Raw genomic sequence first — 13,144 nt, 5'->3', positions numbered from 1 at the left:
TTGGGGTGAAATCGAAGTCGGTAAGGCATGATTGAGCGCAATTAGTCTTCTTTCAAGCCGAGTGTTCTTCGGATTGGTGCCTTCAGAAGATTGGGGATCATCGGATAAATTGTACGAGCGGCGGGGTAGGCTTCCATCCATAGCGGCAACCCGAACTGTCGCCGCGCGATCCGGCATAGCCGTGACAGTTCGCGATTTTGGTCACGGACTTTAAACGAACGCTGGAAAAAACTTTTGCCGTGAGCCCGCCGCATCACAACCGCGTAGGGCAGGTTGGCGACCTTGTGTTTCGCCGCCACTCGCAAGAAGAATTCAAAGTCGATCAAGTAAGGTTGTTTCGGGTCATAGTTGATACCTTCGTCCAGCAGGCTGCGGCGAAACATAATCGCGCTGTGGCAGTAGGGAATGCACTTGGCCGACATACGCCGAATTTCCGCATCGGTCTGCGGGTACAGTCGGACATAGTGTTCATCACGTTGGCTGTCCTGCCGGTCCTCACCGCCACCGACCCAAGCGTGATCCGGATGCGATTCCAGGAATGCGACCTGATCAGCGATCCGATTCGGGTAAGCCACATCATCCGCATCCAAATTGGCGACATAGTCCCCGCGAGCTTCTCGGACCGCCATGGCCAGCGCCGCCGCTCGTCCCATTCGATCCGCGTGAATCACGCGGATTCGCGGATCGGTGTAAGAGTCCAAAATCTCCCCAGTCCCGTCATCGGACCCATCATCAATGATCAGGATCTCGAGGTTGCGGTTCGACTGTTCTAACAGGCTATCCACCGCCGCCCGAATCCATTGCGTTTCGTTGTAAACAGTAACGATGGCGGTCGTTTTCTGTCGTGCTGTCTCGTCCGTCGGAGGCGTCATCAAATTTCCGTGCGCATCAGAAGCGGCCAATCTGGTCCGCTCAAACTTTATGTACTGAGGTGGCTAAAACGATATCTTTTAGGATCGTACCGCACACCGGCCATAAGAAGGGGAGTATTCGCATGGGGCAAAGCGATATGGGCCAATTTGCGGAGGGGCTATGCTGATTGGGGATTTTGCGGTCCAGGTGTTTTTTTAGTGCAACCGACAATTAGCGAGGAGGACAGCATCGGAAAAAGTCTGGGGAGCAAACGAGTTTCTATCGGAGATAGTATCTTCGTTAGTTTGGTTCCTAGCGAACCCGCAAACGGATTGATTGTCACGCGGTCTTGGTACCATTCCGCACAGTCGAACCCTGCACGGTCCATTAACGCTGTCAGTTCTGGCTGCGTCCAACCGTAAACATGGGTTGGATGATCCGCCTTGGGATTGCCAAAGATGGCCCGAACGAGCCGAATGCTCCGCAGAACATTTGGTACCGCGAATACAAATCGATTGGCTCTGACTCGCATGGCTTGTTGAAGGCAGGCCAGTGGGTGGTCAACATGTTCCAACACATGGGATGAAAGAACAACATCAAAAGGTCGATCGCTGATAGTTGACTCGAGAGTATCGAATGTGCCTAGATGGGTTTCTCCGTACTGGCTCGCCATCCTGACGCATTCGGGTTCCATGTCGACGCCAACACATTGGTGGCCCTGTTCGCGAAGCATCTGCATCATTTCGCCGCGACCGCAGCCAATGTCTAAGACACTGAAGGATTGCGTGGGCGTGTCGCCGGTGATCGCTTCTAGCAACGTCGCGTAAAGACAGTTGCGTAACGCGGCTTCCTTATCACCCAGTTGTGTGGAGATGTCACGTAAGTTGACGGCTTTTGAGGTTGGTTCAGTCGTCATCGTAAGTTTATCGACCTTGACTGATGGTTTGTTGGTAGATGGCGAAATAGTGACGGCTCATTTCTTTGGCCGAGAACTCTTTTCTGACTTGCTCTCGCGAATTCGCTATCGCGTCTGGGGCCATCGGTTGCGCAAGGACCTTGGTGACTGCCTTTGCCAAAGAGGCCACATCATTGTTGGTGAAAAAATGGATTCCTCGGATACCTCTGTTCGCAATTTCTTTGAAAACAGGGATGGTGCTGGCAACTACTGGCGAGCCAGACAGGACGGCTTCAACCAACGCAAGTCCGAAACCTTCGTTGTCACGTGTTGGCATGATGACGGCAGCCGACCGTGCCATTTCCGCGATCGCATCCGCATGCGAAAGCCAGCCCAGGAGGTGGACACGCTTCGAGACTCCCAGTCGGTGGGCTAGTGACATTAAGTTCTCGCGTTCGTTGCCTTCACCGATGATCGTATAACGAATCAGAGGGAACGACTTGGCCAATTCTGGTAGTGCTTCAATAACCATCCGGTGTCCCTTGACCGGCGCCAATCGCCCAACAGAAACCAATTGTTGTGGCGTCCTCGCGCCGGCGCGGTCTGCACTCGCCGTGATGGAGTCGATGTTCAGTCCGTTGTAGATGACGGATCTGCGCAAGTTTTTTTGACTTCCGTCAGTGTTGGTCGGTTCGCCGTAGGATTTTGCAACGGTACGCGAGATGTAAACTACCGCATCAGCATGTCGTTGGGTGACTTTAACGCCAGCACGCAATACGGCATTCATCGATCCATAAAGTTCGTGGCGAGTGATGACTAATTTGGGTCGCTTTGGCGATAGCCATTTGGTGGTGAAAGCAGCTAGGTTGCCTGGTACCGCAAAATGCAAGTGCACGATATCTGGTTGTTCGTCACGGATGATGGATCTTAGTTGGCGAACCAATGCAATGCTGCGGTGCAGTCTCGATAGGATTGGCACCGACTGTTTCGGGAGATCCAGGTCGATGCCTCGAATGCGCCCGTGGAACTGCATGTCGGGTACACCGCTGGCGTACCCGTGGACACGGCATCCGACGACATCGACTTCTTCGGGTAGGTCGTTGGAAATGTTTTCCACGACATTCCAAATCGACAGCGCAGCGGATCGGTCGACGTGCAATATTTTCATGAAGGCTGGGGAGGCAGTGGAATGGTTTGGGGTGCTGCGTTCTTTACTAAGTGGCCGTCTGGAACCGTTCCGGAGACCACCGTATTCGCACCAATCAAACAACCATTGCCAATGGTTGTTCCTGGCGTAAGCACGGCATACGCGCCCAGCCAGCTGCCCTTGCCTATATGGATTGGGGCTCGTTTTCCTTGGGCATGACGGAACGACCCCTTTTTTCGACCGTGATGCGTCGTCACGACAACGCAGCGCGGTCCAAACATGACCTCGTCATCGATCGTTAGCCCTGCTTCACCACTCGCCCAGCACCCTTCGGCTATATAGACATCGTCCCCGATGAAAATCGAGTTGGGCCGCATGAAGCGAACGGATCTTCCGAATTGAAAGTTTTTCCCGCATCGGCCAAAAAATGGTTTGGCCAGCCATCCACGGACGCGACAGAAAAAGGGGTGGTCCGGAAGGACACACGTCGCCATGCCAATTAAATGAATTGGGATTTCTCGCAGGACGTACTCTTGGAAGGTTCGCAGGTTCATGGTGACATGGTGCAGGATGGAAGCGGGAGAGGAATCGCAATTTGGTTTGCAGGCTTATGCCAATCCGCTCGTTGATGTCTGGTAGGTCAGTATTTGAACTGACTCTTCCACGCGATCCGCCGTTGCGAAGCAAGCGAAGAATGGGCATGTTGCAAGCGACATCTGGCGGCAACGAATTCGCACTCGTTATCAGTCCCTTCTGTCTGCCAGCTTGGGGCAAACCCTAACGCTGAATCCACTTGGTTGGTCCAATGTAGTTTGGAAACCATGGGTCAGCCTCAAAACGCTGATGAACTCGATGGAACATGTCCACGCAAATTCGGTTGTGTTCAAGTAGGTAGGCCTCGAGATCAGCAGCAGTGTACCCCATGTCTTTCCAGGCATACGGGTGGAGTTCTATAAACAGTTCGGCGTTCGCAATGCGTTCCGGATTGCAGCCTTGCATCACTGGCAACTCAGCACCTTCGACGTCTACCATTAAACAATCAATTGGCTCGGTAATTCCCAGTGTCCCGAGAATTGAATCAAGTGTCGCGATTCGTACTGGAATCCCATCTTCGCCCTTGGTGTCGCTGAGCGAGCCTTGGGCACTTTTCGGCTGAAAAAACATTTCGCCATCGTGATCGCTGCAGCCCACGTCTACGCAGTGAACCGTTTCTTCGAGCCCGTTCATGGCGACGGATTGGACAAGCAGTTCAAAGTTTTTGGGGTCGGGTTCTACTGCCACGACTTTACCGCCTCGTTTGGCCAGGTGCTTGCCAATAGAAATTGCGTAGTATCCATGAAATGCACCCACGTCAACGAATGTTTTGGCTGTTGGATTCGCCTCCAGCCAAGCCGTCACCGCCATTTGCTGAATCCAATCGGCATCGCGTACGATTCGGTTTCGGTGGCTGTGTTTGGGCAGGGATGCACTTCCCAGGGAAATGACACTGCCTTCGCAGAATGTCACGCTTTCGCCTGCAAACTGCGTGTGAAATCCGTGCGTGCACTTGCTCTTGAGCCATGCGTATTGGATTGTCGTTTTGCGCATCAAGCGTTCGGCTAGAGTCAATTTCATGCTATGCTCATGCAATCTAGGTAAAGGTCAAGGTGGATCTTGGCAATTCGCTCAGGCTGATAGTGAATCAGCGCAACACGTTGTCCAGCTTCGGCCATCGCGAGCGACTCTGTTGGATTCTGCATATGCCAAATGATCGTTCTGGCCAATGCATCCGCATCGCCAATCGGAAAGTGGTGTCCTGTAATGCCGTCCTTGATGAACTCATGCGATGCGGGGAAGTCGGAGGTGATGACAGGCACGCCAAGCATCATGGCCTCGACCGCAGCCATCCCAAACCCTTCGAATTTTGACGGTAGCACAAATAGGTCGGCTGTTGCGACTGCTGTCAAAGCGGCTGAATGTTCAAGGCGTCCTCTGAGAGTGATTCGGTCGCTTACACCAAGGGCATTGATTTGGGACTGCAGCTTTGCACGCAGTGGACCCTCCCCGATCAGGTCGAGCCGCACTGTACGGTTGCTGTGAACCGCAGCAATGGCATCGATCAGTGTTTCCCAGCTTTTCTCTGTCGCAAGTCGCCCGAGGCCGCAAACTTTAAAATTGCTTGTCGGCGGAGTGGAACGCTGGGCGGAAGCAGTCGCATCGGAGGTGATGGGAGGTGGTGCTGAAATTGTGTCACTTCGCCAGCGTTGAAGCTGATTGGCTGTGAAGTCTGAAGCGCCAATCACTACATCGCATTTGTGTACTGCCAACCTGAATTTCAAGCGATGTCGGAAGTTCCATTGGGATATTGGAGAATGGAAGGTAGTGACTAATCGACTCGCTGTTTGACGACGCACCATTTTGGCTACCCGAAGCATTGACGTGTACAAGTGTAGGTGGCAGATGTCAGACTTTGTGTCGGCAATGGCGTTGGCGAATATTCGTCTCTCCGATCGGCTGCTAATTCCTAGCGTTTTAGTTTCATCCGCCCAGTCGAGCGACGGTGGGACGCCGTCTAAGAGAATCAGTGAGATATGAGTGCTAGGTTGGCTCGCCTTGAGGGTCCGGTACAGGGCGTCTACGTATTGTTCGGTACCACCCGTGCCCCATGACTCAAGCACGATTGTTAGTCGCATGTTTGTGATGCGTTCTCCGACGGTACGCGGGACTTTCCTAACGCAACGGAAATGTCTTTTGCTAGACTGCTAAGCCCCCGTGCGGTAAACGGCGATCCAAAATAGACGCCGCTTTTAATGTTGCCAGCAAGTTTGGACAGGCGTTTGCCGAGCGATTGACAGCCGTGTATATCGGCCCTGGCAAGCTGTATTATGGCGAGTCGATTGTAAGCCTCAGCCCCATTTACTAGCCGTCGTTTCATGGTAGCATCCGTTGTCGCTTCGCTTAGTCGAAGTAACGTATCGCGAGACTCATGTGCGACGCGTTGCAGGAAGCGATATTGGTCCTCGCCAGCCGTTGAGGCTGTTGCGATCTTGTTGGTCAGAGACTGTCGTTCGTAATCACCGGTCACGGTCGATTCGTGACGCCGGTACAGGGCGGCCACTTGGGGAAGGTAGGCGGTTTTGCCAAGTGCGTTGGCGAGCATGCATGCCCATTTGTCGTGGGGCTGCCAGCGAAAACAGGGGTGTTCGCTTATTGGGCGATTGGACCAATCAAATTCGCTCAGCAGTTTGGATCGAACTGTCTGTGAGAATCCAGCAATTTGCCAGAATCCATAGTGTCCATTGGGCGGCACGATCCGTCTGCGGCGGATATCCGGCAATCGTCGACCGGTTTTGTTTAGCGACGCATCGACTAATTCTGCTGCCTGAACGACGAGCATAAGGTCTTCATCGCCTCGCTCGACTTCGCTCGCGGCGTCAGCGATTCGGTTGGGAAGCCATACGTCGTCCTGGTCGCAAAACGCAACCCAGTCACCCTTACACCGTGACGCGGTCGCTAAGAAGTTGTCTGCAAAGCCAAGGTTCTTTTCATTCACCGAGATTGAAACCGGGAATGGCGCGGTTGCGGCAAAGGACTCAAGGATCGCAACTGTATTGTCCGTCGAACGGTCATCGCCAACAACCAATTCTAGTGGCAGGCAAGTCTGCGCAGCGAGGCTATCAAGTTGTTCACGGAGAAACTTTTCACCGTTGTACGTTGACATAGCAATCGAGATCCTAGGCATCCGAAAGCTCCGGCTTGCGCGCGGTCAACGTGACAAATTCGCTGCTATGATAGCTGAGTCTTTGGGCAAGCCTACGAAGCAGGCTTGGCTTTCTGCACCGAGCAATGGCGGAAGGATCTTCACAGTCATGCCCGGCGGTGATTAGCTCGCTCTTAGCCATCATTCCACCAAAAACGTCATCGCGAACCCGGCGTTTGACCGATATGAAACCGGCGCGAGTAATCATCGATTCAAGCGATTTCCAATTGAAAATGGTCAGGTGTCGCGGGGCTTCTAGCCCACGCCAGTGCCTGCCATAAATCTGATGGCCGAACGCGTTAATATTCGGAGTGTCGATGAACAGTCTCCCGCCTGGACGCAGAATTCGGAAAAAGTGCGAAATGACGTCAGAAGGATCTGGGACATGTTCGATTACATGCGAGCATGTGACCGCGTCGAACGATTGATCGAATGAGGAGAGCAGTTCAGTGCCACCCAGCCGAATGTCCAATCCTTTGGCGATTCCGTTTTCGACACAGACCGAATCCAAATCCGTTCCAATGACATCCCAGCCAGCGTTTTTGGCTCGCGTTAAAAATGCACCATCCCCACAACCGTAATCGAGCACTCGCCCCTGCGTCTTTGGAAGAAATCTCCATTTCAGGTCGATGGCTTTCGTACAGGGTAATGCCCGTAGTAGACCGCCTAGGCGTGACGATGGGGATAACCTCGCGCCGAACCGTGCATTTTGATAGCCATTGGAAATGATTCTTTTCGCTAAACGAATCCCCTTAAGATCAGTTTGACTGGTGCCACCGATTTGGTGTGTGTAGTAGTTCGAATATGCGAGATGTAAAGTGTCTTCTGTGGGACGCGTTTTCAGGTAAGCTGTTCCGCAATCGACGCAGCTGACAAGTTGCCAGAAACCTGGCGCGCATCGGAAAACCACGTCCGTCAGATCAGAGTGTAGGGGCTTCCTCGTTCCAGAGCCGCACGCGGGGCATTCTGGAATTTCCAGCAGGCCTTCTGGTGGCCAACTATTCGTCACGGAATTAGAGTCAAGCATCGTCGCTCCTCTTTCTTTATCGAGACCCGCTAGATGCGTCATACGATCCATTCGCCAACTCTTCTAGTTTCTTAAAGAGGGACTCTAGATCAGCGTCCTGCAAATGCGGCGCGATCGTTGCGATTTGATCGTCGGGAAGCTCCCACCACTTCATCGCCAAGAGTCTGGAAATATCAGTGTCGCTAAAACGTTTTCGCAGTTCTTTTGCCGGGTTGCCGACCACAATGGAGTAGGGGGCGACATTCCTAGCAACAACGGAACGTGCACCAATCACGGCTCCGTCACCAATCGAAACTCCGGAGAGAATCACTGAGTCAGTGGCAATCCAAACATCGTTTCCTATCCTGACATCGCCCTTTGAGCTGGGGTGACCAACAACCGAACTGCTTCCATCCCAAAGGATGTTAAAGGGGTAGGTGGAAGCCCAGTCCACTCGATGCTCGCCGCCTAAGAAAATTTTCACCCCATCCGCGATTGAACAAAATTTACCAATACTAAGTCGAGACCCTTCCCCCCAGTCAAAGACGGCCGGTGAACCGTACGTCCAGGACCCGATCTCATAGCCTCGCAAATTTTCTTGCTCCCGAGTCCACCTAAACTTTGGAGCCCTACCGAAGCGGCGTGTGAGCATTCTGCGGAAGCGTCTGATGAGCATGATTTAGAAATTCCCTTACAGCCAAAAACGTAAATGCGTCGAAAAGGACTGCTGGAAAGTCGGCACGCTCAGCGTACCCAGGGCTTTGGCTCGACGAGTTTGTGGTTCCATGGAAGGAAAGAAAACCGTGCCAGGAAACTGAGGATTTCCTTCGAAAGTACAGCAACAGCGAATATTGCGAATGCAAGCCGCGACAACAGCGACACAGGATCCATAGAAGAAAACGACAGCACAAGTGCGAGGGTTGAAGCCAGCACTGCTACGTGCTTAGCAAAAGTTGTATCGATTGGTGTTTCGCTGAAATGGAAATGCAGCCATGCATCGACCCAGCAACGCACTGCCCAGATCAGCGCTGCGCCAACTGCACCGAAGTAACATGTCATCAACAGCATCAGTGCTAAGTAGGGAATCAGTTGACAAAGATGTAGTTTCGCGGTGATGTCGGTGCGCCCTCTTGATTGAAGAACGGTTAGGGGCACCACCGCAAAACACGTCGCCCAAATTCCAATGGAAATGACTTCTCCGATCATCGCGGCACGATCGCTGAAATCCTCGCCAACCCAAACGAACAAGAAGGGTCGCATGATAAGCATTCCAGCCACGGTAAGCGGCGTAATAACAGACGCAAGCAATTTAAGTAACTGCCTAGAAATCTGATTTTGCTCCGCCTCGCCGACAGCCGAAAGTTTTGGAAACGCAGCACTGCATGTGCTGGCGGGGAATACCATTATTCGAAAAGCCAAGCCATAGGGGACTGTGTAGTAAGCAACGGCAGTTGGCCCAGCGATCGCTCCGATGACGATGCGATCAAAAGTCACCATCAGTGGGCCAATGACATTGCTGACGGTCAGCCAGCCGCCAAATTTGAAAAGGCTTTTAAGCTCGGTTTTGTTCCACCATGCTAGCTGATCGATGCGAATATACTTCCAGCAAAGGAGGGAAGCGCCCAGTCCGCTGAGTAGTTTGACGACAACAACCGCTGCTACAAGGTTACCCATGTTTGGTCCAAGTTGGTAAGCAACGAGAAGCGGTGCAATCTGAATCAGTGCCCCGGTCAAAACTTTAATGATGTTAAGAGAAAGGAATCGTTCGTAGCCGGCAAGCACACCTTGGGGTATGCTGACTGACAAGATGAAGGGCAAGCCGATCGCAATCCAAGGAAGTGCCCCCAGACTTTCTGACCTAATGTCTTGATTTGCTTCAATGACGCTTGAAAAGAGAATAAATCCGCAGATCCAGAGCAAGACGCCTGCAGCTACTCCAACAACAATGGTCGTCCACAATGCAGTGCAAATAACCTTAGTCGAGTCGTGGTCCGTTTCGCCCTTGGTGATAGCGATCCGGTTGGTCACCGCATGGCCAAGCCCTAGGTCAAAGAAGCCAAAGTATCCCGTAAGCAACCAAACAATCGCTAGAACGCCATATCGATCGGGGCCAATCAATCTGAGATATAGCGGAACGGTGACTAACGACGTCGCTAGGGGAATAATGGTTCCGATTAGGTTGTAAGCTGAGTTTCTCTTGATGCTCATTGCTCAGGCAATCGATCGAATGAGTTCAGGCGAAACTGCATGTTGGGGCACTGCAGCCATTCTTAAATACAAAATGCACTGGTTCCTGAATGCATTAGTGTCTGGTTCGCGCTGAGATAGACGTCAGATAGTCGCCATAATCGTTTCGGTAAGACTCGGCGAGAGTTCGGAGTTGGGCGTCATTGATGAACTGTTGCTCGAAGGCGATCTCTTCTAAACAGGCGATCTTGAGTCCTTGTCGCTTTTCAACCGCCGCGACGAAGTTGCACGCATCCAAGAGACTGTCTTTAGTGCCGGTGTCGAGCCATGCAAATCCGCGAGAGAACACTTCGGCGTGTAGGTCGCCGCGTCGCAGGTAGGCTTCATTGACCGCGGTGATTTCAAGTTCGCCTCGAGGCGACGGTTTTAGGTTGGCGGCAATTTCTAGAACGTCGTTGTCGTAGAAATAAAGTCCCGGGACTGCGTAGTTGGATTTTGGCTTGGCAGGCTTTTCTTCGATGCTGATGACTTTGCCGGCTTCATCAAATTCGGCCACACCGTAACGCTCGGGGTCAGTGACTTGGTACCCGAAAATGGTCGCGCCGTTTTCTTGCGATGCGGCTGCCGCCAATGTTTTTCGAAACCCTTGCCCGTAAAAGATGTTGTCCCCAAGCACCAAGGCGACTCGATCATTGCCGACAAAGTCAGCGCCGATGATGAAGGCTTGAGCGAGTCCTTCGGGGCGAGGTTGTTCTGCATAACTGAAGTTTAGTCCCAGCTCACTTCCATCCCCGAACAAACGCTCGAACACTGGCAAATCATGTGGCGTTGAAATGATTAGGATGTCGCGGATACCGGCGAGCATCAGCGTGCTGAGCGGGTAGTAAATCATCGGTTTGTCGTAAACCGGAATCAGCTGCTTGCTGACCGCGCGAGTAATTGGATGTAGGCGAGTGCCTGCACCTCCGGCGAGAATAATGCCTTTCATGGGAACAGCTTAGTTGGCAGAGAGAAGGAGAGTCGGTAGTTGGCAGGAGCTAGTTGACGGCTGACAGTCACGAGACACGCTTGGTGTGGGTAAGAACTGGCACAAAAGGCCGGGCAGACCGTTCGCTAGGAACTTGTTGAAACTTGCTTGCTTTGCCAATTGCGCAGGCTGTCGATTATAGCGTCTTCGACGCTGCGCATCTCAATGCCGGTCGATAGCAGTTTGCGATTGTCCATTACGCAATTCGATCGCGGAGTCTTGGCTGCGACCTGCATAAATTCGTCCTCGCTGGCGAAAAAGTCGTACACTTTTTCGGGTAGCAAGTGCTCTCGGATAAGTTGCGTCACTTTTCTTGTTGTGACGCTGCCGGTGTTGGTCACGTTGTACGTGCCAAACGGAACCCGCTGTTGCCAACACCTAATACAGGCATCTACGAATTCATCTAAATGGGAAATTGAGTTTTCGGCTTCGAGCAAACGATCGTAGCGGACTAATTTCGAAAGATAATTGCGAGGCGAGTCGTGATTGTTAAACGGAATTCTCAATCGCCAGATGAATGTGTTTTCCGCGTCTGCGAGAACCTCTTCGCCCAATGCCTTGCAGCCCGAGTACCAACTGCAATTGTTGGTTCGAAACGAAAAGTTAGGGGGATCCGATTCTCTAAAACCGGCGCCGTCGGTACGACGTCCAGTATAGATGCAACCTGATGAAACATGTCCCCAGGCGATGCCGGTTGCTTCACAAGCGCTGCGAATCGTACCTGGCAAAACCGCGTTTCCATCTAGGCACTCTGCTTTGTCAGTTTCGGCCGCGTCGACGTTTGGCTTGCCGGTGTAACCTGCGGAGTTGATCAAGAACCTAGCATTGGATTCACGGATCAAACCGATCAAGGTGTCACGATTCGTATAGTCCGTATGCTTGCGTGAGAGCGCTTGGTAGGGAAGGGCGAGTTCATCGAGCCGACTTTGAAACGCTGAGCCAACGTAGCCGGTTGAGCCTAAGAGTAAGATCAAGACGATATTCTAGTTAAAAAGATGATCTGACGGTGTTTTTTGAATTGTCGCAGCTGATTGTTAGCCGAAGTCCGCGCGGACTTCGTCCACGTGGGTGACACTCACCCTGCCGCGGTTTCGGTTTTAGCTTGAATCCTGGCGTCTTGCGACGCGCTGCTGTCTGGAATTCAAGCGGGCTGAATGGTTGTAATTGTGGGTGCTACAGAGCGTTCCCTCGGCGGGGAACGCCTACCCCAGGATCTTTAGCAAGATCCGCTACGGACCGTTCGGAAAATGCCGGCGGAGTTTGATTGTTCCAACCATCGATCGCAATTTCCGGTCTGCGAAAAGTATCCTGACTCAGCCGCCTCGTCCTGACAAGGATGCGGCTACCAAGTTGCAGTAATCTAATTCGTTATCAGGGGTTTAGTAGGGTTGTAGCAGTATTAATTTTTGAGGAAGCGGCTAGCGGTGAGTCGCTGGACGCTAGAGGCGGGTTAGGGAGTGGGGGGGAGGGAGACACGGAGACACGGAGACACGGAGACACGGAGAGGGGGAGACACGGAGACACGGAGACACGGAGATGGGGAGATGGGGAGATGGGGAGATGGGGAGCGGATTGAAAAAGTTAAATTGACAATTGTAAATTGAAAAATGATGGGGGGCGTAGCGGAAGTCGTGGAGACTTTCGGATCCCGACGGGGGATGATGACGACGATGCGCCGCGGGGCCGTGGGGAGACGGCTGGGGGAGCGGGGGCGGTGTCCGCTTCGAGCGGCTGTGCTGGCAGGTAGGAGAGAGACTGCCGATTGAGGATGATACGATCGCTTTTATGGTGGCGGTCTGGTCGTTAGTCACGGGTGAAGGGGTGCGAGGCCTCGCTAATCTCCATGGCGGCTAGCTTGTTCAGTCGTCGTTGGAGAGAGGGAGGAGGACGGGGAGGAGAATTGAAAAAGTTAAATTGACAATTGTAAATTGAAAAATGATGGGGGAGTGGGCGTAGCGGAAGTCGTGGAGACTTTCGGATCCTGGCGGGGGATGATGATGAAGATGCGCCGCGGGGCCGTGGGCCGTAAGATAATGGGGCGTACGTGGGGCCCGGCCGCTGACGCGTCGCGGCTCAGTAAGTCAACATGTCGTGGACGGCTTTCGGGGACTTGGGAATTTTGGGATAGGCCAATAGCGGTGGCGTGCGAGGGCGATGGCACGGCTGTGGCCACGGGGAAGTTGCGCGGACGGCCCTCACCCGAACGAGGCCTTGAGGGCCCGTTCGACCTCTAGTATATGATCATTGTGGTGTTTCGACCGGTTTTCACGTCGATTCGCTGTGATGATCTT

At 52.9% G+C, this 13,144-nt stretch carries 12 protein-coding genes; all 12 read right to left on the bottom strand.

Annotated elements, in window-relative coordinates; translation table 11 throughout:
* Positions 1–41 precede the first annotated feature (41 nt).
* Positions 42–872 (bottom strand): glycosyltransferase family 2 protein, encoded by an 831-nt coding sequence (locus ABD971_RS15165; protein WP_345323417.1) that lies wholly within the window; start codon positions 870–872, stop codon positions 42–44.
* A 158-nt stretch (positions 873–1,030) separates the two neighbouring features.
* Complete coding sequence (locus tag ABD971_RS15160) at positions 1,031–1,768, bottom strand: class I SAM-dependent methyltransferase (protein WP_345323415.1); 738 nt, start codon at positions 1,766–1,768, stop codon at positions 1,031–1,033.
* Positions 1,769–1,775: 7 nt separating this feature from the next.
* Positions 1,776–2,915 (bottom strand): glycosyltransferase family 4 protein, encoded by a 1,140-nt coding sequence (locus tag ABD971_RS15155; protein ID WP_345323413.1) that lies wholly within the window; start codon positions 2,913–2,915, stop codon positions 1,776–1,778.
* Complete coding sequence (locus ABD971_RS36070; RefSeq protein WP_425571314.1) at positions 2,912–3,175, bottom strand: DapH/DapD/GlmU-related protein; 264 nt, start codon at positions 3,173–3,175, stop codon at positions 2,912–2,914. The genes ABD971_RS15155 and ABD971_RS36070 overlap by 4 nt, the downstream gene beginning before the upstream one ends.
* A 496-nt stretch (positions 3,176–3,671) precedes the next feature.
* The gene (locus ABD971_RS15150; protein WP_345323412.1) at positions 3,672–4,508 is read right to left on the bottom strand and encodes an FkbM family methyltransferase; all 837 of its coding nucleotides are present in this window, start codon (positions 4,506–4,508) and stop codon (positions 3,672–3,674) included.
* Positions 4,505–5,566, bottom strand: a complete 1,062-nt coding sequence (locus ABD971_RS15145; protein WP_345323411.1) for a glycosyltransferase — start codon at positions 5,564–5,566, stop codon at positions 4,505–4,507. Before ABD971_RS15145 ends, ABD971_RS15150 begins: the two co-directional genes overlap by 4 nt.
* A complete protein-coding gene (locus tag ABD971_RS15140) occupies positions 5,557–6,594 on the bottom strand; it encodes a glycosyltransferase (RefSeq protein WP_345323409.1) in 1,038 nt (345 codons plus the stop codon). The genes ABD971_RS15145 and ABD971_RS15140 overlap by 10 nt, the downstream gene beginning before the upstream one ends.
* A 13-nt stretch (positions 6,595–6,607) precedes the next feature.
* On the bottom strand, positions 6,608–7,660 hold the full coding sequence (locus ABD971_RS15135; RefSeq protein ID WP_345323407.1) for a class I SAM-dependent methyltransferase: 1,053 nt from the start codon (positions 7,658–7,660) through the stop codon (positions 6,608–6,610).
* A gap of 16 nt (positions 7,661–7,676) precedes the next feature.
* The gene (locus ABD971_RS15130; RefSeq protein ID WP_345323405.1) at positions 7,677–8,315 is read right to left on the bottom strand and encodes a CatB-related O-acetyltransferase; all 639 of its coding nucleotides are present in this window, start codon (positions 8,313–8,315) and stop codon (positions 7,677–7,679) included.
* Positions 8,316–8,383: 68 nt separating this feature from the next.
* Positions 8,384–9,847, bottom strand: coding sequence for a flippase (locus tag ABD971_RS15125; protein WP_345323403.1), 1,464 nt, complete (start codon positions 9,845–9,847; stop codon positions 8,384–8,386).
* A gap of 94 nt (positions 9,848–9,941) precedes the next feature.
* Positions 9,942–10,814: a glucose-1-phosphate thymidylyltransferase RfbA gene (gene rfbA, locus ABD971_RS15120; protein ID WP_345323401.1), complete on the bottom strand. Its 873-nt coding sequence runs from the start codon at positions 10,812–10,814 to the stop codon at positions 9,942–9,944.
* Positions 10,815–10,939: 125 nt separating this feature from the next.
* Entirely contained in the window at positions 10,940–11,827 is an 888-nt protein-coding gene (locus tag ABD971_RS15115; protein ID WP_345323399.1) for a sugar nucleotide-binding protein, read from the bottom strand.
* Between the last annotated feature and the right edge of the window lie 1,317 nt (positions 11,828–13,144).

It is taken from the genome of Novipirellula rosea (assembly GCF_039541335.1).
GTDB classification, from domain to species: domain Bacteria; phylum Planctomycetota; class Planctomycetia; order Pirellulales; family Pirellulaceae; genus Novipirellula; species Novipirellula rosea.
The sequence above is the reverse complement of the archived record's forward strand: the minus strand, read 5'-3'. Positions and strand labels throughout refer to the sequence as shown.

What these genes read in the sequence shown, in the direction of transcription:
- rfbA (WP_345323401.1), bottom strand. Translation starts at nt 10,814, where the DNA reads ATGAAAGGCATTATTCTCGCCGGAGGTGCAGGCACTCGCCTACATCCA.
- ABD971_RS15150 (WP_345323412.1), bottom strand. Translation starts at nt 4,508, where the DNA reads ATGAAATTGACTCTAGCCGAACGCTTGATGCGCAAAACGACAATCCAA.
- ABD971_RS15130 (WP_345323405.1), bottom strand. Translation starts at nt 8,315, where the DNA reads ATGCTCATCAGACGCTTCCGCAGAATGCTCACACGCCGCTTCGGTAGG.
- ABD971_RS15125 (WP_345323403.1), bottom strand. Translation starts at nt 9,847, where the DNA reads ATGAGCATCAAGAGAAACTCAGCTTACAACCTAATCGGAACCATTATT.
- ABD971_RS15145 (WP_345323411.1), bottom strand. Translation starts at nt 5,566, where the DNA reads ATGCGACTAACAATCGTGCTTGAGTCATGGGGCACGGGTGGTACCGAA.
- ABD971_RS36070 (WP_425571314.1), bottom strand. Translation starts at nt 3,175, where the DNA reads ATGTTTGGACCGCGCTGCGTTGTCGTGACGACGCATCACGGTCGAAAA.
- ABD971_RS15155 (WP_345323413.1), bottom strand. Translation starts at nt 2,915, where the DNA reads ATGAAAATATTGCACGTCGACCGATCCGCTGCGCTGTCGATTTGGAAT.
- ABD971_RS15160 (WP_345323415.1), bottom strand. Translation starts at nt 1,768, where the DNA reads ATGACGACTGAACCAACCTCAAAAGCCGTCAACTTACGTGACATCTCC.
- ABD971_RS15165 (WP_345323417.1), bottom strand. Translation starts at nt 872, where the DNA reads ATGACGCCTCCGACGGACGAGACAGCACGACAGAAAACGACCGCCATC.
- ABD971_RS15140 (WP_345323409.1), bottom strand. Translation starts at nt 6,594, where the DNA reads ATGTCAACGTACAACGGTGAAAAGTTTCTCCGTGAACAACTTGATAGC.
- ABD971_RS15135 (WP_345323407.1), bottom strand. Translation starts at nt 7,660, where the DNA reads ATGCTTGACTCTAATTCCGTGACGAATAGTTGGCCACCAGAAGGCCTG.